This is a genomic window from Sphingomonas sp. YR710 (assembly GCF_900101455.1).
Taxonomy (GTDB): domain Bacteria; phylum Pseudomonadota; class Alphaproteobacteria; order Sphingomonadales; family Sphingomonadaceae; genus Rhizorhabdus.
On the sequence record NZ_FMZJ01000001.1, the window covers coordinates 375,399 to 398,220 of the forward strand.

Here is a 22,822-nt window from a genome sequence, read left to right on the forward strand (position 1 = left end):
CTTAAGCCGCCATCCACTCGCGCAACGCTTCGCCCGCCCTGTCTGCCATCATCGCCTTGCGGTCGCCCTTGCGCTTGCGACCGCCGCGCGCGCCTTCCAGCGGCGGGAACAAGCCGAAATTGACGTTCATGGGCTGATAGGTCTCGGCGTCCGCTCCGCCGGTAATATGGTTGAGCAGCGCGCCGAGCGCGGTCGTCAGCGGTGGCGGCGCGAACGTCCGGCCCAGCAATTCGGCCGCTGCGAAGCGCCCGGCAACAAGGCCGATCGCCGCGGATTCGACATAGCCTTCGCAGCCGGTGATCTGTCCGGCGAAGCGGATCTGCGGGCGCGATTTCAGGCGCAGGGTGCCGTCGAGCAACTTTGGCGACTGGATGAAGGTATTGCGATGCAGGCCGCCCAGGCGCGCGAATTCAGCATTTTCCAGCCCCGGAATGGTGCGGAACAGGCGGACCTGCTCGGCATGTTTGAGCTTGGTCTGGAAGCCGACCATGTTCCATAGCGTGCCCAGCGCATTATCCTGCCGTAGCTGGACGACGGCATAAGGCCAGCGCCCGGTGCGAGGATTGTCGAGGCCGACCGGTTTCATCGGCCCGTAGCGCAACGTGTCGACGCCGCGTTCGGCCATGACCTCGATCGGCATGCAGCCATCGAAATAGGGCGTATCCTTTTCCCAATCTTTGAACTCGCCCTTTTCGCCATCGATCAGTCCCTGATGGAAGGCCAGATATTGCTCCCTGGTCATCGGGCAGTTGATGTAATCCTTGGTCTCGCCCTTGTCCCAGCGCGATGCCATCCAGGCCACATCCATGTCGACGCTGTGGGCATGGACGATCGGCGCGATCGCATCGAAGAAGGCGAGCGCGTCGGCACCGGTCGCATCGCCGATCGCGCCGGCAAGGCTGGCGCCGGTGAGCGGACCGGTGGCGACGATTACGGGGGTGTCGGTCGGCAGCGTATCGACCCGTTCGCGGACGAGATCGATCATCGGATGTCCCGCGATCGCCGCGGTGACAGCCGCCGAATAGCCGTCGCGATCGACCGCCAGCGCCGAGCCGGCCGGCACCTTGTGCGCGTCGGCGCAGCGCAGGATCAGCGAGCCGAGCGCACGCATTTCGGCGTGAAGCAGGCCGACCGCGTTGTTCGGATCGTCGGAGCGAAAGCTGTTCGAGCAGACCAGTTCGGCGAGATGATCCGTCTGGTGTGCAGGCGTGCCTTCGACACCGCGCATTTCCGACAGGCGAACCCGGATGCCGGCTTCGGCGAGTTGCCAGGCGGCTTCCGAACCGGCGAGCCCGCCGCCGATGATGTGAATCTGATGCGTCATATGGCGCGCTGTACGGGATCGCGCGGGCAAGGTGAACCGATCTTCGTCAGGCGCGGGATTCGAATATCAGTCGAATCACATGCCGTGGCCGCAAGGTCAGCCGGCTCACCGGCTCCGGCCGGGCAACCGGCGGATAGCTCAGCCGGAACGCCCGAAGCATGCTTGCAAGCACGAGCATCCCCTCTTGTTGCGCGAAACCCGCGCCGACACAGATCCTTGGGCCCTTGCCGAACGGCATATAGGCATGTTTGCAGGCCTCGGCCTCTTCGGGGTCGTCGAACCGGTCTGGCTGGAAGCTGTGCGGGCATTTCCAATTGTCGCGGTTGCGCTGGATCAGCCAGGGCGAAATCACCACCATCGCGCCGGGATCGAGCGACTTGTCGCGCATCGTCGTTGCCTTGGTCACTTCACGGATGAAGAAGCTGACCGGCGGATAGAGCCGCAAGGTCTCGCGAAACAGGTTACGGACGCCATCCATCCCGCGCAGATGCTCGAACGCGATCGGCGCGTTCCCGGTCTCGCGGTCGATCTCGGTGTTAAGCGCATCCTGCAGGTCCGGGCATTCGGACAATAGATAGAGTGCCCAGGTCATCGCGCTCGCGGCGGTTTCATGGCCGGCGAGGAAGATCGTCGATACCTGCTCCATGATCTGGACGAAGCTGAACGGCTCGCCTGTCTCCGGGTGGCGCGCCTCCATCAGCGACTGGAGGATATCGGCCTGTGCCGTGCCCGTGCCGCTATGCCAGGCGTCGTAGCGTGTGCGGACGATCGGTGCGAATACCGCATGGATCTCGGCCGCTGCCTTGATCGCGCGCCGACGATAGCCGAGCAGCGGCAGGCCGTAGATGCGTAGCATCGCGCTCGGCTGCACATTCTTCTGAAAGCGGTGGAAAGAATGATAGATGCGGTCGGCGCCTTCCGCATCGAGCTTCACCGAAAACAGCGTCCGATAGATGATATCGGCCGCGACGTGCGTCATCAGCGGATCGACGTCGAGCGGCCGGCTTCGGTCCATCGCGGCAATCGTGGCGAGCAGGTCGTCGACGGCGTCGCGCATCACAGGAAAGACGCGCTTGAGATTGGTGTGCGCGAAGGCGGGATTCACCATCTCGCGCTGATTCTCCCAATCCTTGCCATTGGCGGAGAACACACTGTTGCCGATCAGCGGATCGAGCAGATCGTTGAGGAAGCGATGCTTGGGGAAGACCTTTTCGCGATCATCCATCACCCGATCGACGATCGAGAGCTCGTTGACGATGAAAAAATCGAGCTTCGGAAGCCGGATTTCGCCCATCTTCATCGTATAGCTGCGTTCGAACAGCGTGTGGATCCAGCTCACCCAGCCGGTGAAGAAGCGCTTGAACAATGAGGACTTGTTCTTGTGCGGAACCGGATAGGGCGGGGTGAACAAGGGGGCGTGGTTCTGCTCAGCCATTTTCGGCCTTGAAGGCTTCGATCGATGCCCGGAGCGGCCGGTCGCCGGAACTTATCGCGATATAATCGAGCGGCGACAGCCGATCGAAAGTCCGCAGATAATCGAAATGGACCTCATATTTGTTGCGCCGGCGCGCATCATAGGTCGCCGGATCGCAATATTTGAACCAGCGCGGACTGGTCTGGAACAGGTTTGCGCGGCGCGGGCGCGGCGTGGCGACGCACGGATCGATGCCGGCGATGCACGCGCCGTCGGTGATCGATCCGATGTCGAGCCACAGGAAGTTCCCCTGGCCGACCGTATCCAGCAGCTTACCGAAGCGGTGGCTGTCCTTGCGGCAGCCGATCAGCGGGATGCACGAGCCTAAGGTCACGAACGCGAAATGATCAGGGAGGTTACCGCCACAGGTTTCGATCAGCCGCGCCATCATGGGGATGCCCATGATCGAGCCGTTGCTGTGGGTCACGAACAATATCTCGTCCCAATCCTCGTCGAAACTGGCACGGATCGCTTCGACGAACTCATCCATCCGTGCTTCGATCGCGGGATCGAGCCTCTCGTCGGCCAACGTGTCGTTGAAGATGATAAACCGCAACAGCCAGAAGCCCTGGATCTTGCGGACGATGAACATCGATACGGCGACCGCGATCGCCAGTGCAGCCACCGCCCCCCATGTCCAGCCGAGCAGGGCGATTGCCGGGTACCAGAGCAGCAGTCCGAACAGGATTGGCAGCAGTACCGCCGATACGCCGGGATAATAAAAGGCGAAGCGCACACCGCGCGGGAATGTGATGACGTGGGTCCAATCGACCCGGGTGGTGAAATTATAATAAGCGACGATCGAGCGCCACAGCAGGGCGATCGGATTTTTGACCCAATGATCGCGGACGACATCGTCCCAGCCGAGGAAAACATTGTCGGTCATGGTGTCGACCGTCTTGTCTTCGATCGTCCAGCGCGCCGAATGCGGGGGCTGGCGGCGGCGCTTGCCGACGACGATCTCGCGCCCGGCCCTGGCGCCGTACAATGCCGCCTGCTCTTCGTAGAGCTGATGGTAAAATCGCGGACCACGCGGATCGAAACCGCTGAGATAGAAGATTTTTCGCTTGAACCCGGGCATTACCGCTGTTTACTCGCCACATGGCCGATAGCGACCGTCAATATTGCATCTTCATGGATGGATCGAAGCATAATCGCAATGCCGGATGCCGCGCGCACGATAATGCCTATGGCATTTATGGCGGCGGAACCGAGCGCGATCGCTGCGCTGCCGACATGAGATTGTTTCGCCATATGCGTGAAAATCGTGATCCGTTGGCGCTCGTAGTGCTCTATTTCACGCGCGTCTACGGCTGGTTCTTCTTCAATTATCATGGGCGTCCGTGGCGCGGGCAACTGATCCGCAAGCTCTTTTCGCGATATTGAGCGGATCCCGGTCTGCTGTTATAACGGCCGTATGAACAAACCCGCCAATAGGAGCAAGCCGCTGAAGCTGATCGCGATCGGCAACTCTACTGGTGTCGTATTGCCGAAAGACGTTCTCGCGCGTCTGCGCGTCGAGCAGGGTGATACCTTATATGTCAGCGAGGGAACGAACGGCATCGAATTGCGCGTTTATGATCCCGAATTTGAGAAGCAGATGGCGGCTGCGCGCGACGTCATGAAACGCCGCCGCAAAGCCCTTCACGAACTGGCAAAGTAATCCTTATGTCTCCCGATTGGTGTTGGGTGGCCATTGAAGTCGCGCTGGCGGCACATCGCGAACATCTGGCGGAACACGGCGGGGGAGAAGGCACTCGTTCTCCGGATATGGTCGAAAGTGACATGGCTCGCCCTCGCAATCTGGCAGTCTATGGTAAGCCGGATGCTGCGGCTTTGGCGGCGGCCTATGCGTTTGGTATAGCGCGCAATCATCCATTCGTTGACGGCAACAAACGCACGGCAGCGGTGATCAGCGAAACCTTTTTGATCCTCAATGGCTATCGGCTTGAGGCGACAGATGCGGAACTCGTCGTCGCGTTCCTGGCACTGGCTGCGGGTGAGCTGGCGGAGGATGAACTTGCCGTCTGGTTCCGCCAACGGATCGTTTCGGGTGATCCGCAACCTATGTGATGCCCGGCACGTTCTCCTTCGATCGAACCCAAGGAGAATGTGATGCGCATTGCCCACGATGTCCTCGTCGTCGTCGCTGATGGCCGAAAGTCGCTGTTTTTGCGCAATGAAGGTGACGCTGAATTCCCGCATTTCATCGTGGAGAGCCATCGCAGTCATGAAGACTTGCCGGATCGCGACCTGAAATCCGATGCTCCCACGGTGGCGGTGTCGAGCGTAGGCGGCCGCCGCAGCACCGTTGAGGAAACCGATTATCACCAGCAGGCCGAAGACCGTTTCGCTGCCGATTCGGCGGCATTGCTTGGCCGAAAGGCGCAGGACGGCGAGTTCGCGAAACTGATTATCGTCGCGCCACCCCGCACACTGGGGGAATTGCGTCGGCATTATACAAATGAAGTGTCGTCGCGGATCCTGGTCGAGGTCGACAAGGACCTCGTCAACCATCCGATCAATCGGATCGAAGAAGCATTGAAGGCCCTTTGAACCCCTGAACCGTCAGCCGGCGAAGGCGGGCATCCTTCCAATCTCGACGATGAAGAGAAGGGGAAGGAGTCCAGCCTTCGCTGAAGCGGCGGAATAGGGGTCAGGCGTCCGGGTCGCTTTGGCCGCCATCGGCGAGATCGTCGCCGATTGTGCCGTCGTCAGGGGCAGCCACATCTGGCGTCATCACGTCATCCGCGGTGCGCAGATCGGCTTCCGCCTCATCCTCGCTTTCCTCGATGCGCGCTGCGCCCACGACATGCTCGTCATCGGCGACGTTGAACAGCCGCACGCCGGCGCTGTTGCGGCCGATCACGCGGGTGTCGCCGACCATCATCCGGATCAGCTTGGCCTGATCGGTGACGAGGATAAGCTGTTCGCCATTATGCGCGGGGAAGCTGGCGACGACCGGGCCGTTGCGGGCGAGGTTGTCGATATTGGTGATCCCCTGGCCGCCGCGGCCGGTGCGGCGATATTCGTAGGCCGAGCTGCGCTTGCCATAGCCGTTGGCGCAGACCGTCAGGATGAACTCCTCAGCGGCCGCAAATTCGGCCATCCGCTCGGGTGCCAGCGATGGCGTGGTGTCATTGTCCTTCCACGGCGCCGCGCGCAGATATTCCTCGCGCTCCTCGGTGCTCGCTTCGAATCCGCGCAGGATCGACAGCGAGATTACCTCGTCGCCATCCTTGAGCGTGATGCCGCGAACGCCGGTCGAGGTCCGGCTCTGGAATTCGCGGACGTCGGTGGCGGAGAAACGGATTGCCTTGCCGTTGCGGGTCGCCATCATCACGTCGTCGGATTCGGTGAGGACGGCGACGCCGATCAGCCGGTCGGAGTCATCTTCTTCGAAACGCATCGCGAATTTACCGTTGGTCGGCACATTGGCGAAGGCGTCCATGCTGTTCCGGCGGATATTGCCGTGCGCGGTCGCGAACACGACGTGCAGCGCCCCCCAGCTGTCCTCATCCTCGGGCAAGGGCAGGACGGTGGTGATCTTCTCGTCATTGGCGAGCGGCAGCAGGTTGATCATCGGCCGGCCGCGCGCCTGCGGGGCGCCCTCAGGCAGGCGCCACACCTTCTTGCGATAGACCTTGCCATGGTTCGAGAAGAACAACACCGGCGTGTGGGTGCTGGTCACGAACAATTCGGTGACGGCATCCTCATCCTTGGTCGCCATGCCCGAACGGCCCTTGCCGCCGCGCTTCTGCGCGCGGAAAGCTTCGAGCGGGGTGCGCTTGATGTAGCCGCCATGGGTGACGGTGACGACCATCTCTTCGCGCTCGATCAGATCTTCATCGTCGATATCGTCGCCGGCGGGCGCGATCTCGGTTTTCCGCGGTGTCGCGAATTCAACGAGGATGGCATCGAATTCCTCGACCATCACCTCATAGAGGCGCACGCGGTTGCCCAGGATTTCCAGCAGCTCGGCGATCGAGGCCGCGAGCTTCGCCAGTTCGTCGCCGATCTCGTCGCGGCCGAGGCCGGTCAGGCGGTGCAGGCGCAGATCGAGGATCGCGCGAACCTGAACATCGGTAAGCTGATAGGTGTCCGAATCGCCGATCGATTCGACGGCCTCGACGAGCTTGATATAGCTTTCGATCTCGCCGCGCGGCCAGACACGCGAGATCAGCTTCGCGCGCGCCTCGGCCGGGGTCGCCGATCCGCGGATGATTTTCACCACCTCGTCGAGATTGGTGACCGCGATGACGAGGCCGAGCAGGATGTGGGCACGGTCGCGCGCCTTGTTCAGCTCGAACTTCGACCGCCTCGTGATCACTTCCTCGCGGAACTTCACGAAGGCTTCGATCATGTCGCGCAGGGTCAGCGTTTCCGGGCGTCCGCCGCGGATCGCCAGCATATTGGCCGGGAAGCTCGTCTGCGCCGGCGTGAAGCGCCACAATTGGTTGAGCACGACCTCGGGGGTCGCATCGCGCTTCAATTCGATCACGACACGGACGCCCTCGCGGCTCGATTCGTCGCGAATATCGGAAACGCCTTCGATGCGCTTTTCCTTGGCGGCATCGGCGATCTTTTCGACGAGGCCGTTTTTGCCGACCTGATAGGGGATTGCGGTCAGCACGATCGCGCGCTTGTCGCCGCGACCTTCCTCGATCTTGTAGCGCGATCGCATAATGATCGACCCGCGCCCGGTATGATAAGCCTGCCGCGCGCCGCTCTGGCCCAGGATGAAGGCACCGGTTGGGAAATCGGGGCCGGGGACGATTTCGATCAGTTCGTCGATCGTGATCGCGGGGTTCAGCACATAGGCTTTGCAGGCGTTGACGACCTCGCCCAGATTATGCGGCGGAATGTTGGTGGCCATGCCGACGGCGATGCCGCCCGCGCCGTTGACGAGGATGTTCGGAAAGCGGGCTGGCAGCACCTGCGGCTCTTCGCGCGATCCGTCATAGTTCGGCTGGAAATTGACGGTGTCCTTGTCGAGATCCTCGAGCAGGGTCATCGCAATCTTGGAGAGGCGCGCCTCGGTATAGCGCATCGATGCCGGGGGATCCGGATCCATCGATCCGAAATTGCCCTGGCCGTCGATCAGGGTAACCCGCATCGCCCAATCCTGGGCTAGCCGGGCGAGTGCATCGTAGATCGATGCGTCGCCATGCGGATGATAATTGCCCATCACGTCGCCGACGATCTTCGCACATTTGCGATACGGCCGGCCGGGCACGAAGCCGCCCTCCTGGCATGCGAAGAGAATGCGCCGATGCACGGGCTTCAGGCCGTCGCGCACGTCGGGGAGTGCGCGCGAGACGATCACCGACATGGCATAGTCGAGATAGCTCGACTTCATCTCGTCGACGATCGAGATCGGGGTAATGTCGGCGTTTTCGATGGACGGCGGTGCGCTGGCCAAGTTGGTCTTCCGTATCGTTCAAAGGCTGTATCTGCGCGCTGATGCGGCGCGAAAACATGCCTCTAACGAATGCGGGGCCCTAGCGCTAGTGGGGCGTAGCCGCGGTGCCGGGTGCGCTTATCCGTGCAGGAGATAATAAGCCACTATGGCGATGAATGCGACGATCACCAGGCCAAGCGACCAGGGCAGAATGACCCGGGTCATATGCGGTGTGGCGCCGGATCGCGCTTCATCGCCCGTCAAGTGGACAGCATTGCCGCTATCGGGGTCGTGGGTCTTGATCGTCATGTCGACTGGTCCCTTCATATGCCCGATCAACGGGTGGGGAGCAGCTGGGTTCCTTACGTGCGATCAGAGCGCCCGGACGAAGCGCCAGACCGATTCGTCCGAGCCCTCGGCGCAATAGCCGTAACCATCGCTGTCGAAGCCTTTCAGGTCTTCGGCTTTGGTTACGCGATGTTCGCACATCCATCGTGCCATCATGCCGCGAGCGCGTTTGGCCCCGAAACTGTTGAAGCGCAGACCGTTCGGGCCATTTTCCCGGAAATCGATGCTGATGATGCGGGCGTTTTTCGGCGGCGCCTGCTCGACGACGTGCCAATATTCCTTGCTGGCGAGATTGATGATCACGTCCGACCCCTCTTGCAGCAGATCGGCGGCCAGCGCGTCGGAGACCATATTGCCCCACATTGCGTAGAGCGTCTTCTTGCGCCCGGGCGCCCAGCGCGTGCCCATTTCCAGGCGGTAGGGACGGATCAGATCGAGCGGGCGAAGCAGCCCGTACAGACCCGACAGGATGCGCACATGGTCCTGCGCAAAGTCGATCGCGGGCTCATCGAGGCTTTTCGCCTCGAAGCCGATATAGACGTCGCCGGCGAAGGCATAAAGCGCGGGCCGTTCGTCCTGTTCGGCGAAGCCCGCGTAACGATCGGCGTTGAGTTTCGCCAATTTGTCGGAAATCCCCATCAGCTTGGACAATTTCTTCGGGCCCAGTTTCGCTGCCGCCGACGCCATATGTAGGGCCTCGTCGGCAAATCGCGGACGCGTAGCGGCCACGGGCGGCAGCGGGCTTTTGTAGTCGAGGGACTTAGCGGGGGAGAGCAGGGCGATCATGACCCTGACCTAACCAATGGCGCGCGCCGGGTCAAAGCCGATGGCCGCGGCGGTTCAATCGGCATTCATCAAGGCATTGTCAGATGCGAAGATGACATGGGAAGGATGCGGAGCGCTTGTGCGCAACCAAGGGAGCCATTAGTCAATCCACGTGTTATTTTGGCGGCCGCAGATCCGGCCGCGATGAGGAGGCTTGAAGCATGAAGGTTACGTCCCGGTACGCGCTGCTGGCGGCGCTTGGCGTAAGCGTTGCGACGACGGCCGGGTTCACCCCCGCCTTCGCGAAGAAGAAGGAAGAGGCCGCGGCTGCACCGGCTGTGAAGCTGAGCGACGATGTGCGAAAAGCGCTTGCCGCGGCGCAGGTGGCGCTCGGCAAGAACGATATTCCAGGAGCAGAGGCTCAGGTCGCGGCGGCACAAGCCGCCTCCAAAACCCCCGATGACACGTTCGTATCGGCCCAGATCGCGCTGAACGTCGCGATCAAGGGCGGCGATCATGCCAAGCAGGTGGCGGCACTTGATGCCGTGATCGCGACAGGCCGCGTTGCAGACGCCGATAAGGCAAAATATTACGGTTATCAGGCCGATTTTGCCTATCAGGACAAGAATTATCGCAAGGCGGAACAGGCATATCAGAACGCGGCCGCGGCCGGCAGCACCGACCCCGATATCGGTGCCAAGCTGGCTGATTCGCAGGCCCGCAACGGGAATGCTGCGGGATCGGTTGCCACGCTGCAGAAGTTCATCGACGCGAAGATTGCCGCCGGGCAGACCGTGCCCACCGAATGGTATGCGCGCGGCGCGGACATCGCATCGCGGGGCAAGCTGGTCGAACCTTTCGTCAACATCACTACGGCTTGGCTGAAAGCCTATCCTGCCAAGCAGAACTGGCATGATTCGCTGTTCATCTATCGCCAGGCGGCGGCGCTGACGGGCGATCCTGATCTCGATCTGCTGCGCCTTGCCCGCTACGCCGGCGCGCTGCAGATTTCGGCCCAGTCCAATTATGTCGATTATGCGCTGGCGGTCTATCTTCGCTATCCGAACGAAGCCGTGTCGGTCCTCAAGGAAGGCATCGCGGCTGGCAAGGTCAACACGGCAACCAGCCAGAATGCGCGCGAAATACTGGCTTTGTCCGAACCCAAGATCGCGGCCGACAAGGCATCGTTGAAGGGGGCTGATGCGGCAGCGAACGGTTCGAAGGCAACCTTCAAGTCCGTTCTTGCGACGGGCGACGTTTATTATGGCTATGGCCAGTTCCAGCAGGCTGCCGATATGTACAAGATCGCGCTGACGAAGTCTGGAGCGGACGCGGGTGTCGCCAACCTGCGCATGGGCATGGCGCTGGCCCAGTCCGGCAACAAGGATGCTGCGAAGGCCGCATTCAGTGCGGTGAGCGGGCCTGAGGCGAATATTGCGAAATATTGGCTGGTGCTGCTCGATCACCCTGCCGTTTGATCCCGACGAGGGCGGCGGCCGTCGTCGCCCTCCACCGCTTCTTAGCGATTATCGACGGGTACGCCTGGTATGTCCTTGGATGTCCTGATCGTCAGCGATGTCTTGACGCTCGCGACATTGGGGGCCGTCGTCAGCTTCGATGTCAGGAAAAGCTGAAAGGCCTGGAGGTCGTGCGCGACGATTTTCAGGATGAAGTCGATCTCGCCATTCAGCATGTGGCATTCGCGCACTTCGGGAAGCCCGGCGACATGCGCCTCGAACAGGCGAAGATCGTCCTCGGCTTGGCTGCGTAATGAAACCAATGCAAAAACCATGATGCCATAACCGAGGGCGGCGGCATTCAGCTTGGCGTGGTAGCTCTCGATCACGCCGGCTTCCTCGAGCGACCGGACGCGACGAAGGCAGGGCGGGGCCGTCAATCCGGCGCGGCGCGCAAGTTCGACATTGGTTATCCGGCCGTCCTCCTGAAGGTCGTGGAGGATGGTACGATCGATTTGATCAAGCGACGCCGCAGCCATATTACGAACCCTTCAAAACTAGCGGTATATTTATAATTATATTTCTAATCCCTGCAATAAAAATAGCGGGTGCACCTTCTTGCAATGACCCTTTTCGTGGGCATCGATGCGAACTATCATGAAACAGAGGGGAAACGGGCCGCGCGATGGCGCGTGGACTGGTTTTTTTGGGCGGAGACCGGTTTTTGCGGTTCGACGACATGCTTGCGACATTGCTTGCTCAGCCTGCACCTACTGCGGAGGCGCGGGCGATCATGTGGCGCCAGGTCGTGGACGTGCTGGCACAAGGGCGCGGTCATCATGTCGATGATCCGCTGGTTGACGCGCCGCGGGCGATGGATGCGTATAACTTCCTGCGTTCGATCCGCCCCGAAATTCCGGTCACGGTGCGACAGTCGGCAGGGCGGGCGCTGGTGGGACGTCGCGTGCCCCCCGAACTGATCCTGCTGTTCGCCGAGGATTTGCCGCATATCGCGGCCCCGGCGCTGGGCGGCGTGCTGCTGTATGAAGATCAGTGGCTGGCGCTGCTCCCGCGGCTTTCGCCGAGCGCCCGCAACCTGATGCGCAATCGCCGGGATCTGGGCGAGACAATTGCAAAGGCGCTCGAGCATTTCGGATCGACCGATTTTCTGATCTCCGGACCGACGTCCACGCAGGAGGCGGTGGCACCTCTTGTTGCAGGTGTGGAGCCGCTTTGTGCAGCACCTGTCGAGCCAGAGCCTCAGCCCGAGCCGGTCATGCCGCCTCCTGAGCAGGAGGACCTGTTGGCCGAGGCGCCAAGTCTCGTCCCCATACAGAGTGAGACCCAGATTCGCGATTTGCTGTCCCGGATCGAGACTTTCCGAGCTCGCCACTTGCCGAATGCCGGATCCGATCGGGCAACCGAAGCGCCGTCTTTCGAGCCTGATCTGTCCTATCGGGATGAGGCCGATCATCCGGTGGTGGAGAGTTTCCGGTTTGAAACCGGGATCGATGGCGTCATCTGCCGTGTTCAGGGCGCGCCGGCCGAGCCGCTGACGGGTGAAACGATCGCGGTCGCCGCGCGCCAGACCGATCACGGCGTCGATGGTCATGCTGCGGGCGCCTATCGCAGCCGCACCCCGTTTCGCGACGCGCGGTTGACGATCGCCGGCGACGGGCCTGTGTCGGGCGAGTGGCGCATTTCGGCGGTTCCCTTTTTTGACAGCCGCGATCACCGGTTCGGTGGCTATCGGGGAAGCGCGCGCCGTCCCCGCGCAGACGAAACCGCGAAGGCGGTGAGTGCACCGCCGCCGCGCGCTGCTGAGCATGCCCCAAACGACTCGCTACATAAGCTCGTCAAGGAATTGCGAACGCCGCTGGCGGCGATCATCGATTTTTCAGAAGCAATCGACGGGCAGCCGACGGTGGCGCCCTATCGCTCGCGCGCCCAGGAGATCCTTGAGCAGAGCCGCAAATTGCTGAACGCTGTTGAGGATCTGGATCTGGTGGCGATCGCCCGGTCTGATGATGCTCCGGATGATGGTGCTTCGGTTGATGCGGCGGCGATTCTGATGCGGCTGCACGGCGATTTCGAGGATGCTGCCAGGGAAAGGGCGAGCGATCTGGCGTTTCGGATCGATCCGGAGCTTCCGCTTGTCGCGGCTGACAGCGCGACTGTGGAACGGATGCTATCGCGGATGCTGGCTGCGACCATTGCCATGTCGTCGGAAGGCGAGCGAATCTGCATCGATCTGCAACGCGATCCGCGACGTTCGGAGCGACTGCTGATGACGGTCGTGCGGCCCAGGGCGCTTGCCGGGCGGGACGAGAAAATGCTGCTCGATCCGGGTTACAATCCCGGCGGGAACTGGCCCGATGCGCCCGTGCTGGGCCTTGGTTTCGCGCTGCGCCTGATTCGCAATCTGGCCCTGGCATGTGGGGGGATGCTCGAGATCGATTCGACGCGTTTCTACCTGTCGCTGCCGTTGCGCGATGGTACTGCGCAGGCGCTCAATGGCAATCGTTAGAGGCCGGAAGCTGAGACGTTTGGCTTGCCAGCGGCGTCCATCGTCCGCTATCGCCGCGACGCTGGTTGGGGCCTGTAGCTCAACGGTTAGAGCTGGCCGCTCATAACGGCTAGGTTGGGGGTTCGAGTCCCTCCGGGCCCACCAGCATGAATACTTCGAGGTCTGTCGCCTGGGAAGAGAGCAATGCTCGACGGATCGGAACTGACGTCGTTACTCTATGTCAGCCACAGTCTGGTGGGGGATGCTGGTAGCGTTCGCCAGATCGTGATGGCGTCGCGCCTCCGAAACGTTCGCCTTGGCGTCACCGGCGCGCTTGCCAGCGTCGGCGATCGTTTTGCGCAGGTTCTGGAGGGATCGCGTGCGTCGATCGACGAATTGATGCGCGACATTTCGGCAGATCCCCGTCATGAGAAGATTAACGTCCTCTTTTGCAGGCCGATCGGGCAGCGCGATTTTGCGAGGTGGGCGCTGGCCTATTGGTCGCTGGCATCTGCCACCCCAATTCTAGCGCGGGGTGCCATGGATATCGCGATTGCTGCCGCGGATGCGGGGGAAGCGGATGCATTGTACGAACTGATCCGGGGCAAATCTTTGTAGCACTATCTATTGGTGACAGGTTCGTTGCCCTGACTTCGCAAAGAAGATCGCCGGAACATAGCACTAAGGATGTCGTTACCGGATGATGCTTGCAGACCATCGGCCCACCGAGAACGTGCCAGACGTTCACCGCATTGTCGGAGCCGACCTGGGGCTTGCCGATCGTTATCGCGCGGTGCGGCACCACACTGAAGACCTGGCGGCAGCCCTGTCTGACGAGGATCAACTCGTTCAGTCCATGCCGGATGCGAGCCCCACCAAGTGGCATCTGGCGCATAGCAGCTGGTTCTTCGAGGCGTTCATCCTCGCGCAGACCGATTATGTGCCGTTCGATCCGCAGTTCAACTATTTGTTCAATTCCTATTATGAGGCGGTTGGCGATCGTCATCCGCGCGCTGCGCGGGGCTTGTTGACGCGCCCATCCGCATCCGATGTGCGACGCTATCGCCAGCATGTCGATGCGTCGATGCTGGCTCTTCTGGAGGATTGCCCGGAACACTATCGGGCCGTCGTCGAACTCGGTCTCCACCATGAGCAGCAGCATCAGGAGTTGCTGCTGATGGATATCAAGCATGCGTTTTCGGAGAATCCGATCGCGCCGGCTTATACGCCACGGCCCGATCGGCCGCCGGCAACGACGGTGCCGCTCGAATGGACGATATTCGATGGCGGACTGGTGGAGATCGGTCATGCCGGCGACGGATTCGCTTTCGATAATGAGGGTCCGCGCCACAAGGTCTGGCTGGAGCCATTTCGTATGGCCAACCGGCTGGTGACGAACGGGGAGTGGCTCGCCTTCATGACCAGCGGTGGTTATGCCGATCCGGCGTTCTGGCTGTCGGACGGCTGGGCCACGGTGCAGCGCGAAGCGTGGGCGGCGCCACTATATTGGCGCGAAGGCGACGAAGGTTGGCGCGTCTTCACGCTCGAGGGGCTGCATCCGGTCGATCCCGCCGCGCCGGTCTGTCATGTCAGTTATTATGAAGCCGATGCCTATGCGCGCTGGGCCGGGGGACGGTTGCCGCGCGAGGCGGAATGGGAAATCGCGGCGCACCGGGTGCACGAGCATCTGGCTGGTGCGTTGCATCCAAGGCATGCCATGGCCTCGACGTTGAGCCAGATGATTGGCGAGGTGTGGCAATGGACGGCCAGCCCTTATGCTGCCTATCCGGGCTTCCGTCCCGCCGACGACCCGACCGGCGAATATAATGGCAAGTTCATGTCAGGGCAGATGGTGTTGCGCGGCGGCGCCTGCATCACACCCGTCGGGCATAGCCGCCAGACGTACCGCAATTTCTTCCCGCCCACGGCGCGCTGGGCGTTCAGCGGATTGAGGATCGCAACCGATGTATAAGCCCGGTCCAGACGAAATCGGGGATCTCGCCGCCGATATTGCCGCATTTCACGATATGGCACCGGATATGCTCGATTTCCGCGAAGCACTGATCGAGGGGCTTTCGGGCGCGCGCAAGGCGATCCCGTGCCGGTTCCTCTATGACGAGCGCGGCTCGCAATTGTTCGATCAGATATGCGAGCTGCCCGAATATTATCCGACGCGTACCGAAATCGGTATCCTGCGGCGGATAGCACCGGCGATCGCGCGGATTGCGGGCTCCGGCGCGCAACTGATCGAACTGGGCAGCGGATCGAGCGCCAAGGTTGGCATATTGCTCGACGCGCTGGACCGTCCGCACAGCTATGTCCCGATCGATATTTCGCGCGAGCATCTGCGCGCGGCGGCCCGGCGCATCCAGGCGATCTATCCGCGGCTGCGGGTCGAGGCGGTCTGCGCCGATTTCGGCCAATCGTTCGATCTGCCTGCGATGCAGGGAGAGGGGCGAAGGATCGGCTTCTATCCGGGATCGACGATCGGCAATCTTGAACCGGTTGAGGCGATAGCATTTCTGGGAGGCTGGGCCGACCGCCTCGGTCGTGGCGCGCTGATGATCGTCGGCGTCGATCTGCGCAAGGAGCGTGCGGTTCTCGAGCCGGCCTATGATGACGCGCAGGGCGTGACGGCGGCGTTCAGCCTGAACGTTCTTGCACGCGCCAATCGCGAGCTGGGCAGTGATTTCATGCTCGATGGATTTCGGCACCGCGCACTTTACGATGCCGCCACGGGCCGGATGGGGATCGATCTCATCAGCTTGGTCGATCAGTCGGTGACGCTCGACGGCCGCCGATTCGATTTTGCGCAAGGCGAACCGCTGCACATCGAGAATAGCTGGAAATATTCACTCGACGATTTTCAGGCGATGGCGCGGCGCGCCGGCTTCACGCCGGCCGCGGTGTGGACCGACGAGCGCGCGTTGTTCAGCGTGCACCTACTGGAAGTCGCCCCGCCGGCCCGCTAATGGCGTGGGCATGGCAGTCCCGTCTTTCGATCTAGAACATCCTCACCCGACGCCGCTTGCCGGCGTCGACGAGGCGGGCCGTGGTCCGCTGGCGGGGCCCGTCGTGGCGGCCGCCGTCATCCTGGACAGAAATTGTTGTCCGGCAGGGATCAATGATTCGAAGAAGTTGACCGCCGATGCGCGGGCACGGCTCTGCGCCGAGATCCGCGCCTGTGCCCATGTCGGCATCGGTATCGCGACGGTCGAGGAGATCGACGACATCAACATTCTGTGGGCAAGCATGCTGGCAATGGAGCGCGCGGTGGCCGCGCTCGCGCACGAACCAGCGATGGTGCTCGTCGACGGCAATCGCCTGCCACGCTGGCAGCGGCCGTCGCGCGCGATCATCGGCGGCGATGCCTTGTGCCTGTCGATCGCGGCCGCCTCGATCATCGCCAAGGAAGAGCGCGACCGGATGATGATCGAACTCGATATTGTGCATCCCGGATATGGCTGGGCGCAGAACAAGGGCTATGGCACGCCTGCGCATCTTGCGTCGCTCGCACAACTCGGGCCGACGCCGGTGCACCGTCGGAGCTTTGCGCCAGTCGCCCAATATCGATTGTTCGCGATCGCGGGCTGACGAGGCTCAGACCCCGCCGGTGTCGCGCATGTAGGCGACGCAGCCGCGCCGGAAATCCCAGCTTTCCATCGGGCAGTCAGTTCCCGAACTGATCTGGCGGACCGACGCCCAGTGATAGCCGAGGTCGCGTTCCGAACAGCCGTCGCAATCGGCCGCCGAAGCCTGTTCGCCAGGTGCGGTCTCATCGTCGGTGGCGGCGATAGCTTTGGGCTGGCGGCTGGCGGCGTCGGCCTGCCCATAAGGTATCGGAGCGAGGCCATGGACTGTCGCCGTGCCGCCGAAAATGCCGGCCGTCAGCGACAGGGCGACGAAAACCATCGGTGCGGAAAAGGTGCGGAACGATATGTTCGACATGGCAGCTATCCCATCGCGTTCCCCCGAACGGACGCAATAACGACCGGATTTACGGAGCTGTTCCCCCCGGAAAGCGAGAAAATCTTCCATGTGAGTCTTGGGCGACACACCACAAGGGGTAGAGTCTCGGCGTCCAGTTAAGACTCCATATGAAGTGTCGGCCTCGTTTCGTTCCCGATCTCGAGTCGGATGCGAGGAAGTGGAGCCAAGTGATTGAGCTTGACCGCAGACTCCTGACGATTCACTTTGCCGACCGTTACGAAACGGGGGAATGTCGGACATGGGTGTCCTGGAGAAGATTCAGACGGCGAATGCGCGCGTGGCTGCGGCGAAAAAGGCGGCGAGCCCCGCTCAGTCTGCGCTGCCGCTGAATGAGATCATCAAGGGCGATTGCATCAAGGCGATGGCGGCTCTGCCCGATCGCTGCGTCGACATGATCTTCGCCGATCCGCCCTATAATCTCCAGCTCGGCGGCGATCTGTTCCGGCCCGACGGGAGCCAGGTCGACGCGGTCGACGACGATTGGGACAAGTTCGATACGTTCGCGGCCTATGATCGTTTTACGAAGGCCTGGCTGCGGGAGGCGCGGCGCATCCTGAAGGATGACGGCACGATCTGGGTGATCGGCAGCTACCACAATATCTTCCGCGTCGGCACCGCGCTGCAGGACGAGGGTTTCTGGATTCTCAACGACATCGTCTGGCGCAAGGCCAATCCGATGCCGAATTTCAAGGGTACGCGGTTTACCAACGCGCATGAGACGATGATCTGGTGCTCGAAGGCCGAGAAAGCGAAATATACGTTCAACTATCGCACGATGAAGGCGCTCAACGACGATCTGCAGATGCGGTCGGACTGGTCGCTGCCGATCTGTTCTGGTGGCGAGCGGCTGAAGGATGATGACGGCCACAAGGCGCATCCGACGCAGAAGCCCGAATCTTTGCTCTACCGGGTGATGCTGGCCTGCACCGAGCCCGGCGATCTCGTGCTCGATCCGTTCTTCGGCACCGGGACGACCGGCGCGGTTGCGCGGCGGCTGAAGCGCCGCTGGATCGGTATCGAGCGCGAGGACAAGTATATCAGGGTTGCCAGCGAGCGGATTGCCGCGACCTTGCCGCTCGACGAAAGCGCGATGCTGTCGATCCCCGAGAAGAAGGCGGTGCCGCGGGTGGCGTTCGGCCTGCTCGTTGAAACCGGTCTGATTGCGCCGGGCTCGGTGCTGATGGACGCGAAGCGCCGCTACAAGGCGGCGGTGCGCGCCGATGGCGTGCTGGCCACCGATTGCGGCAAGACCGGATCGATCCACGGGCTGGGCGCAGCGCTGCAGGGCGCGCCATCGTGCAACGGCTGGAGCTTCTGGCATGTCGAGGGGCCGGACGGGCTGGTGTCGATCGACAGGCTGCGGCAGCAGCATTTGACGGCGGAGTGAGGCGAATGTCTTCATCCTCCCCCGCCAGGGGGAGGTGTCGCCGAAGGCGACGGAGGGGGCGGACGACGGCGAACCTCTGTTTGAAGACTTGCCGGCTCCGCTTATTTCATCGCACACTGCCGTCCTCCCCCTCCGTCAGCGCTTCGCGCTGCCACCTCCCCCTGGCGGGGGAGGATGGGAACGGAGGGAAGGGGCTTTAGATGCAGCGCCTCTATCTTCGGCCGACCGGCTTCGTCGACCATTCCTACGGCATACAGGGCCAGGCCTGCCGGCTGGCGGGCGGGGCGGTGTGGTTTTCGGCCTATGAGGCGATTTTCGTCGAAGGCGGGCGGCGGGTGGCATCGCAATTGATCCCTGTCGAGCGGATCGATCAGGCGATCGAGGCGATGGATGCCGATCTCGCCGATCAGGCGCAGGCGATCCTCGCCAATCTCCTCACCCATCGTCCCGCCATGACGATCGGCGATCATGCGCTGCGCTTCGATCGTCCGCGGGTGATGGGCATATTAAATATGACGCCGGACAGTTTTTCCGATGGCGGTGCGCATATTGGCGACCCTGACGGCGCGGCGCAGGCGGGGTTGGCGATGATCGCTGCCGGGGCCGGGATCATCGACGTCGGCGGAGAATCGACGCGGCCGGGAGCTGCGACCGTGTGGGACGGCGACGAGATCGCCCGCACCGAGCCGGTCGTCCGCCTGCTTGCAGGCGGCGGGGCGCCGGTATCGATCGATACGCGCAAGGCGTCGGTCATGGCGGCTGCGCTCGCGGCGGGCGCGCATATCGTCAACGACGTATCCGCGCTCGATCATGATCCGGCGGCCGCAGCCCTTTTGGCCGCCCACGATTGCCCGGTCGTGCTGATGCACCATCAGGGCAGCCCGGAAACGATGCAGCAGGATCCGCGTTACGAGGATGCACTGATCGACGTCTATGATTGGCTCGCCGTGCGCATTGCCCGGGCGGAGGCGGCCGGAATCGCGCGGGGCCGGATCATCGTCGATCCGGGCATCGGCTTCGGCAAGAACATGCGGCACAACCTGCAACTGCTGAACGGGCTGGCGCTGTTTCACGGCCTCGGTTGCCCGATCCTGCTGGGCGCCAGCCGCAAGCGGGTTATCGGCGCGCTGTCCGATAACGCGCCGGCGGACCAGCGGCTGGGCGGCAGCGTCGCATTGGCTCTTCATGGTGCGCAGGCGGGTGCGCAGATCCTGCGCGTGCACGATGTCCGGGAGACGGTGCAGGCGCTCCGGGTATGGCAGGGGTTGCGCGACGAAGGGCTGATGCCACCGGTCGATCAGAGATTCTGATCGATCCCGAGTTCGCCGAGTTTGCGGTATAGCGTCGATCGGCCGATGCCGAGTCGGCGGGCCACTTCGGTCATCCGGCCATGATAATGGCTGATCGCGAACCGGATCATATCGCCCTCGATATCGGTCATCCGGCGGATATGGCCGTTGGCTTGCAGAAGCGGCATTGAATTTTGCGGGGTCGGCGAAGGATGGCCTGAAGGTTCGGCGTCCGCCTGCGCAGGCGCCGCCATCGTCGCGAGGTGGGGAAGGTCCGCCACCGATAACGTCCCGGCGGGGCAGAAGATCGCAGCCCGGAACAGCACATTGTGCAATTGGCGGACGTTGCCCGGCCAGTTGAAGGCCGAGAGCAACTGTAACGCCTCTGCATCGATTGCGATCGGCGGCACACCCAGATGGTCGCTGATCCTTGCCAGCAGGTGTCGGGCCAGTGGCCCGATATCCTCGATCCGTTGCCGGAGCGGCGGCACCACGATCTGGACGACGGCGAGCCGATAGAACAGGTCTTCTCGAAAGCGCCCGCGGGCGACATCGGCGGCGAGGCTGCGGTTGGTGGCGGCCAGCACGCGGACGTTGAGGCGCCGGGCGGTGCGTGCGCCGATCGGCTGGATCTCGCCCGACTGGAGCACTCGCAGCAATTTCACCTGCGCCTCAAGCGGCAGTTCGCCGATTTCGTCGAGGAAGATCGTGCCCCCATCGGCGGCGGCGAAATGGCCGATCCGCCGCTCGAACGCACCTGTAAAGGCCCCGCGCTCGTGGCCGAACAGTTCGGATTCGACGAGTCCCGCGGGAATTGCCCCGCAATTGACGGTGATCAGCGGCTTGTCGTGGAGCGTGCTGGCGTGATGGATCGCCTGGGCGATCACCTCCTTGCCGACCCCGCTTTCACCCTCGATCAGCACGGGCGCGGTCGTCTGCGCAACCCGCATCGCGATATCGATAGCCGCACGGAACGAAGCCGCCTCGCCCACGACTTCGTCGAAGCCGAGCGGCTGGCGGAGCTTTTCGGCCAGCGGGCGGAGTTCACCGGGCCGGCTCGCATCGCTGGCATGGTTCAGGGCGCTGCAAAGCCGATCCGGCGTAACCGGCTTGACGATGAAATCGGTGGCCCCGGCCCGCATGGCCCGCACGGCCAGATCGGCGGAATCGCTGGTCGTGATGGCGACGACGGGCGGCCCCTGGCGGTCGGAGGTCAATTGCGCGATGGCGGATACACCATCGGACTGCGAAGCGCCGATATCGATCAGGATCGCGTCGATCTGCTGCTCGTCGCGGGCGATGACCTCCATCGCCGCGGCGGCGTCTGCCACGCGCGTCACGCGCCAGCGCGTCCGGGCGACGAGCGCTCCGATCAGGCTGGTCTGCGCCGGCTCATCGTCAATCAGCAACAGGCCACGCAAACTCAGATGCCCCCGGAAAACCAGCGGATCGGGCTTCGATCCGTCAGCATCCGTTAGCATAGGGGCATGAAATATCCTTTAACGGAGGCAGAACAGTAACGGGCCTTTGGACTTGAGACGACAACGGACCGCGTCTAGAAGGTCGCACGAACACAAGCATCCCCGGGGGATTTTATGTCTGCAGATCACGGCGCGCCCATGGACTATAAGGCCCATAACGAAACCTATGCCGGCTTCCTGACCTTGTTCAAGGTTGGTACCATCGTGTCGGCGCTGGTGGGCTTCGTCGTTATCATGCTCATCTCGCACTAAGGCGATCCATTGAAAATCGCGGTATTGAAGGAAACGGCCGCCGGCGAGCGCCGCGTTTCCGCCACGCCCGAAACGGTGAAGAAATTCATCGCGCTGGGGGCCGAGGTCGCTGTTGAAGCCAAGGCCGGTGTGACAGCATCGGTGGCCGACAGGGCCTATTCCGATGTCGGCGCGACCGTCGGCACGCGCGAAGCGACGCTGGCCGGGGCCGATATCATCCTTGGCGTACAGGGGCCTGATCCGGAAACGCTGTCCGGCTATCATCCGGGTGCCTGGGTGGTTGCCGGGCTCAATCCGTTCGGTGAGCGGGCGCGCGTCGATGCCTATGCCGCCGCGGGGCTCGAGGCACTGGCGATGGAATTCATGCCGCGCATCACCCGCGCACAATCGATGGATATCCTGTCCTCGCAGTCAAACCTCGCCGGCTACAAGGCGGTGCTCGATGCCGCGTCCGAATATGGTCGCGCCTTTCCGATGATGATGACGGCGGCTGGCACGATCTCGGCCGCGCGCGTGTTCGTCATGGGCGTCGGTGTTGCCGGGCTGCAGGCGATCGCAACCGCGCGCCGGCTGGGCGCGCAGGTCTCCGCCACCGATGTCCGCTCGGCCACCAAGGAGCAGATCGAAAGCCTCGGCGCCAAGGCGATCTTCGTCGAAAACGTCAAGGGTATCGAGGGCGAGGGATCGGGCGGCTATGCCACCGAAATGTCCGACGAATATAAGGCGGCGCAGGCCGAACTGGTCTCGTCGCACATCGCCAAGCAGGACATCGTCATCACCACCGCGCTGATTCCGGGCCGGCCTGCACCGCGCCTGATCACCGATGCGCAGATCGCGACGATGAAGCCGGGTTCGGTGATCGTCGATCTCGCGGTCGAAGCCGGCGGCAATGTCGAAGGCGCCGTGGCGGGCAAGGTGGCCAATGTACGCGGCGTGAAGATCGTCGGTTACACCAATGTGCCGTCGCGGCTTCCGGCCGACGCCTCGGCGCTGTTTTCGCGCAACCTCTACAACTTCCTGTCGGCCTTCTGGGACAAGGAAGCCGGCCGTCCAATGCTCGACGAGGAAATCGGCAACGCGATCCGGATCACCCAGGGCGGCAAGGTCGTCAATCCGCGGCTGCTCGGCTGATCACGGGAAAGGAATAA

The 22,822-nt window shown here is 62.6% G+C and carries 23 protein-coding genes and 1 tRNA gene; 15 read left to right on the plus strand and 9 right to left on the minus strand.

The window, feature by feature from the left end; translation table 11 throughout:
• Position 1 precedes the first annotated feature (1 nt).
• Genes trmFO through BLS13_RS01820 form a run of 3 tightly spaced genes read right to left on the minus strand, consistent with a single transcriptional unit; the run spans position 2 to position 3,879 of the window.
• Positions 2 to 1,324 carry a methylenetetrahydrofolate--tRNA-(uracil(54)-C(5))-methyltransferase (FADH(2)-oxidizing) TrmFO gene (trmFO, locus tag BLS13_RS01810; protein ID WP_093449314.1) on the minus strand — a complete coding sequence of 441 codons (1,323 nt, stop codon included), beginning with the start codon at positions 1,322 to 1,324 and terminating at the stop codon, positions 2 to 4.
• Positions 1,325 to 1,370: 46 nt separating this feature from the next.
• Positions 1,371 to 2,759, minus strand: coding sequence for a cytochrome P450 (locus tag BLS13_RS01815; protein ID WP_093449315.1), 1,389 nt, complete (start codon positions 2,757 to 2,759; stop codon positions 1,371 to 1,373).
• Positions 2,752 to 3,879, minus strand: coding sequence for a hypothetical protein (locus tag BLS13_RS01820; protein ID WP_093449317.1), 1,128 nt, complete (start codon positions 3,877 to 3,879; stop codon positions 2,752 to 2,754). Before BLS13_RS01820 ends, BLS13_RS01815 begins: the two co-directional genes overlap by 8 nt.
• Positions 3,880 to 3,899: 20 nt before the next feature.
• On the opposite strand from BLS13_RS01820, the gene BLS13_RS01825 reads away from it, so the two are divergent.
• From BLS13_RS01825 to BLS13_RS01840, 4 genes are read left to right on the plus strand one after another with little or no spacing between them, the layout of a single operon-like run.
• Entirely contained in the window at positions 3,900 to 4,184 is a 285-nt protein-coding gene (locus BLS13_RS01825; RefSeq protein ID WP_093449318.1) for a hypothetical protein, read from the plus strand.
• A gap of 31 nt (positions 4,185 to 4,215) precedes the next feature.
• Positions 4,216 to 4,461 (plus strand): AbrB/MazE/SpoVT family DNA-binding domain-containing protein, encoded by a 246-nt coding sequence (locus BLS13_RS01830; RefSeq protein WP_093449320.1) that lies wholly within the window; start codon positions 4,216 to 4,218, stop codon positions 4,459 to 4,461.
• Positions 4,462 to 4,466: 5 nt separating this feature from the next.
• Positions 4,467 to 4,871 (plus strand): type II toxin-antitoxin system death-on-curing family toxin, encoded by a 405-nt coding sequence (locus BLS13_RS01835; RefSeq protein WP_093449321.1) that lies wholly within the window; start codon positions 4,467 to 4,469, stop codon positions 4,869 to 4,871.
• A 42-nt stretch (positions 4,872 to 4,913) separates the two neighbouring features.
• Positions 4,914 to 5,354 (plus strand): host attachment family protein, encoded by a 441-nt coding sequence (locus BLS13_RS01840; RefSeq protein ID WP_093449323.1) that lies wholly within the window; start codon positions 4,914 to 4,916, stop codon positions 5,352 to 5,354.
• Positions 5,355 to 5,454: 100 nt separating this feature from the next.
• Here BLS13_RS01840 and gyrA read toward each other — a convergent pair whose 3' ends face one another.
• The 3 genes from gyrA to yaaA all read right to left on the minus strand — a co-directional run bounded on the left by gyrA (position 5,455) and on the right by yaaA (position 9,333).
• On the minus strand, positions 5,455 to 8,220 hold the full coding sequence (gene gyrA / locus BLS13_RS01845) for a DNA gyrase subunit A (RefSeq protein WP_093449324.1): 2,766 nt from the start codon (positions 8,218 to 8,220) through the stop codon (positions 5,455 to 5,457).
• Positions 8,221 to 8,337: 117 nt separating this feature from the next.
• Complete coding sequence (locus BLS13_RS20225) at positions 8,338 to 8,526, minus strand: hypothetical protein (RefSeq protein WP_143011843.1); 189 nt, start codon at positions 8,524 to 8,526, stop codon at positions 8,338 to 8,340.
• 45 nt (positions 8,527 to 8,571) lie between these two features.
• Complete coding sequence (gene yaaA, locus BLS13_RS01850; RefSeq protein WP_093449326.1) at positions 8,572 to 9,333, minus strand: peroxide stress protein YaaA; 762 nt, start codon at positions 9,331 to 9,333, stop codon at positions 8,572 to 8,574.
• A gap of 200 nt (positions 9,334 to 9,533) precedes the next feature.
• On the opposite strand from yaaA, the gene BLS13_RS01855 reads away from it, so the two are divergent.
• On the plus strand, positions 9,534 to 10,790 hold the full coding sequence (locus BLS13_RS01855) for a hypothetical protein (protein ID WP_093449327.1): 1,257 nt from the start codon (positions 9,534 to 9,536) through the stop codon (positions 10,788 to 10,790).
• A gap of 41 nt (positions 10,791 to 10,831) precedes the next feature.
• Here BLS13_RS01855 and BLS13_RS01860 read toward each other — a convergent pair whose 3' ends face one another.
• Positions 10,832 to 11,308, minus strand: a complete 477-nt coding sequence (locus tag BLS13_RS01860) for an Lrp/AsnC family transcriptional regulator (protein ID WP_093449329.1) — start codon at positions 11,306 to 11,308, stop codon at positions 10,832 to 10,834.
• Positions 11,309 to 11,493: 185 nt separating this feature from the next.
• On the opposite strand from BLS13_RS01860, the gene BLS13_RS01865 reads away from it, so the two are divergent.
• The 6 genes from BLS13_RS01865 to BLS13_RS01890 all read left to right on the plus strand — a co-directional run bounded on the left by BLS13_RS01865 (position 11,494) and on the right by BLS13_RS01890 (position 16,869).
• Complete coding sequence (locus BLS13_RS01865; RefSeq protein WP_256325658.1) at positions 11,494 to 13,296, plus strand: sensor histidine kinase; 1,803 nt, start codon at positions 11,494 to 11,496, stop codon at positions 13,294 to 13,296.
• Between the two features lie 68 nt (positions 13,297 to 13,364).
• Positions 13,365 to 13,440, plus strand: a tRNA-Ile gene (locus BLS13_RS01870).
• A 39-nt stretch (positions 13,441 to 13,479) separates the two neighbouring features.
• Positions 13,480 to 13,893 (plus strand): BLUF domain-containing protein, encoded by a 414-nt coding sequence (locus tag BLS13_RS01875; RefSeq protein WP_093449332.1) that lies wholly within the window; start codon positions 13,480 to 13,482, stop codon positions 13,891 to 13,893.
• Positions 13,894 to 13,975: 82 nt separating this feature from the next.
• A complete protein-coding gene (egtB, locus tag BLS13_RS01880) occupies positions 13,976 to 15,247 on the plus strand; it encodes an ergothioneine biosynthesis protein EgtB (RefSeq protein WP_256325659.1) in 1,272 nt (423 codons plus the stop codon).
• Positions 15,240 to 16,247, plus strand: coding sequence for an L-histidine N(alpha)-methyltransferase (gene egtD / locus BLS13_RS01885; protein ID WP_093449333.1), 1,008 nt, complete (start codon positions 15,240 to 15,242; stop codon positions 16,245 to 16,247). The genes egtB and egtD overlap by 8 nt, the downstream gene beginning before the upstream one ends.
• Positions 16,248 to 16,257: 10 nt before the next feature.
• Entirely contained in the window at positions 16,258 to 16,869 is a 612-nt protein-coding gene (locus BLS13_RS01890; RefSeq protein WP_093449335.1) for a ribonuclease HII, read from the plus strand.
• 6 nt (positions 16,870 to 16,875) lie between these two features.
• On the opposite strand, the gene BLS13_RS01895 is transcribed toward BLS13_RS01890, so the two are convergent.
• Positions 16,876 to 17,223: a hypothetical protein gene (locus BLS13_RS01895; protein WP_093449336.1), complete on the minus strand. Its 348-nt coding sequence runs from the start codon at positions 17,221 to 17,223 to the stop codon at positions 16,876 to 16,878.
• A gap of 280 nt (positions 17,224 to 17,503) precedes the next feature.
• Here BLS13_RS01895 and BLS13_RS01900 point away from each other — a divergent pair, with 280 nt between their 5' ends.
• Together BLS13_RS01900 and folP are read left to right on the plus strand one after the other, a co-directional pair.
• The gene (locus BLS13_RS01900; RefSeq protein WP_093449527.1) at positions 17,504 to 18,652 is read left to right on the plus strand and encodes a site-specific DNA-methyltransferase; all 1,149 of its coding nucleotides are present in this window, start codon (positions 17,504 to 17,506) and stop codon (positions 18,650 to 18,652) included.
• A gap of 200 nt (positions 18,653 to 18,852) precedes the next feature.
• Complete coding sequence (gene folP / locus BLS13_RS01905; protein WP_093449338.1) at positions 18,853 to 19,962, plus strand: dihydropteroate synthase; 1,110 nt, start codon at positions 18,853 to 18,855, stop codon at positions 19,960 to 19,962.
• On the opposite strand, the gene BLS13_RS01910 is transcribed toward folP, so the two are convergent.
• On the minus strand, positions 19,950 to 21,422 hold the full coding sequence (locus BLS13_RS01910) for a sigma-54-dependent transcriptional regulator (RefSeq protein WP_093449339.1): 1,473 nt from the start codon (positions 21,420 to 21,422) through the stop codon (positions 19,950 to 19,952). The two genes, folP and BLS13_RS01910, sit on opposite strands and share 13 nt — an antisense overlap.
• Positions 21,423 to 21,560: 138 nt before the next feature.
• On the opposite strand from BLS13_RS01910, the gene BLS13_RS01915 reads away from it, so the two are divergent.
• Together BLS13_RS01915 and BLS13_RS01920 are read left to right on the plus strand one after the other, a co-directional pair.
• Entirely contained in the window at positions 21,561 to 21,674 is a 114-nt protein-coding gene (locus tag BLS13_RS01915) for an aa3-type cytochrome c oxidase subunit IV (RefSeq protein WP_176943387.1), read from the plus strand.
• A gap of 9 nt (positions 21,675 to 21,683) precedes the next feature.
• The gene (locus BLS13_RS01920) at positions 21,684 to 22,805 is read left to right on the plus strand and encodes a Re/Si-specific NAD(P)(+) transhydrogenase subunit alpha (protein WP_093449341.1); all 1,122 of its coding nucleotides are present in this window, start codon (positions 21,684 to 21,686) and stop codon (positions 22,803 to 22,805) included.
• Positions 22,806 to 22,822 lie beyond the last annotated feature (17 nt).

Coding starts and splice junctions, on each gene's coding strand:
- BLS13_RS01835 (WP_093449321.1), top strand. CDS start 4,467: ATGTCTCCCGATTGGTGTTGGGTGGCCATTGAAGTCGCGCTGGCGGCA.
- BLS13_RS01840 (WP_093449323.1), top strand. CDS start 4,914: ATGCGCATTGCCCACGATGTCCTCGTCGTCGTCGCTGATGGCCGAAAG.
- BLS13_RS01890 (WP_093449335.1), top strand. CDS start 16,258: ATGGCAGTCCCGTCTTTCGATCTAGAACATCCTCACCCGACGCCGCTT.
- egtD (WP_093449333.1), top strand. CDS start 15,240: ATGTATAAGCCCGGTCCAGACGAAATCGGGGATCTCGCCGCCGATATT.
- BLS13_RS01915 (WP_176943387.1), top strand. CDS start 21,561: ATGGACTATAAGGCCCATAACGAAACCTATGCCGGCTTCCTGACCTTG.
- folP (WP_093449338.1), top strand. CDS start 18,853: ATGCAGCGCCTCTATCTTCGGCCGACCGGCTTCGTCGACCATTCCTAC.
- BLS13_RS01875 (WP_093449332.1), top strand. CDS start 13,480: ATGCTCGACGGATCGGAACTGACGTCGTTACTCTATGTCAGCCACAGT.
- BLS13_RS01820 (WP_093449317.1), bottom strand. CDS start 3,879: ATGCCCGGGTTCAAGCGAAAAATCTTCTATCTCAGCGGTTTCGATCCG.
- BLS13_RS01830 (WP_093449320.1), top strand. CDS start 4,216: ATGAACAAACCCGCCAATAGGAGCAAGCCGCTGAAGCTGATCGCGATC.
- BLS13_RS01860 (WP_093449329.1), bottom strand. CDS start 11,308: ATGGCTGCGGCGTCGCTTGATCAAATCGATCGTACCATCCTCCACGAC.
- trmFO (WP_093449314.1), bottom strand. CDS start 1,324: ATGACGCATCAGATTCACATCATCGGCGGCGGGCTCGCCGGTTCGGAA.
- BLS13_RS01900 (WP_093449527.1), top strand. CDS start 17,504: ATGGGTGTCCTGGAGAAGATTCAGACGGCGAATGCGCGCGTGGCTGCG.
- egtB (WP_256325659.1), top strand. CDS start 13,976: ATGATGCTTGCAGACCATCGGCCCACCGAGAACGTGCCAGACGTTCAC.
- BLS13_RS01815 (WP_093449315.1), bottom strand. CDS start 2,759: ATGGCTGAGCAGAACCACGCCCCCTTGTTCACCCCGCCCTATCCGGTT.
- yaaA (WP_093449326.1), bottom strand. CDS start 9,333: ATGATCGCCCTGCTCTCCCCCGCTAAGTCCCTCGACTACAAAAGCCCG.
- BLS13_RS20225 (WP_143011843.1), bottom strand. CDS start 8,526: ATGAAGGGACCAGTCGACATGACGATCAAGACCCACGACCCCGATAGC.
- BLS13_RS01855 (WP_093449327.1), top strand. CDS start 9,534: ATGAAGGTTACGTCCCGGTACGCGCTGCTGGCGGCGCTTGGCGTAAGC.
- BLS13_RS01910 (WP_093449339.1), bottom strand. CDS start 21,422: ATGCTAACGGATGCTGACGGATCGAAGCCCGATCCGCTGGTTTTCCGG.
- BLS13_RS01825 (WP_093449318.1), top strand. CDS start 3,900: ATGGCCGATAGCGACCGTCAATATTGCATCTTCATGGATGGATCGAAG.
- BLS13_RS01895 (WP_093449336.1), bottom strand. CDS start 17,223: ATGTCGAACATATCGTTCCGCACCTTTTCCGCACCGATGGTTTTCGTC.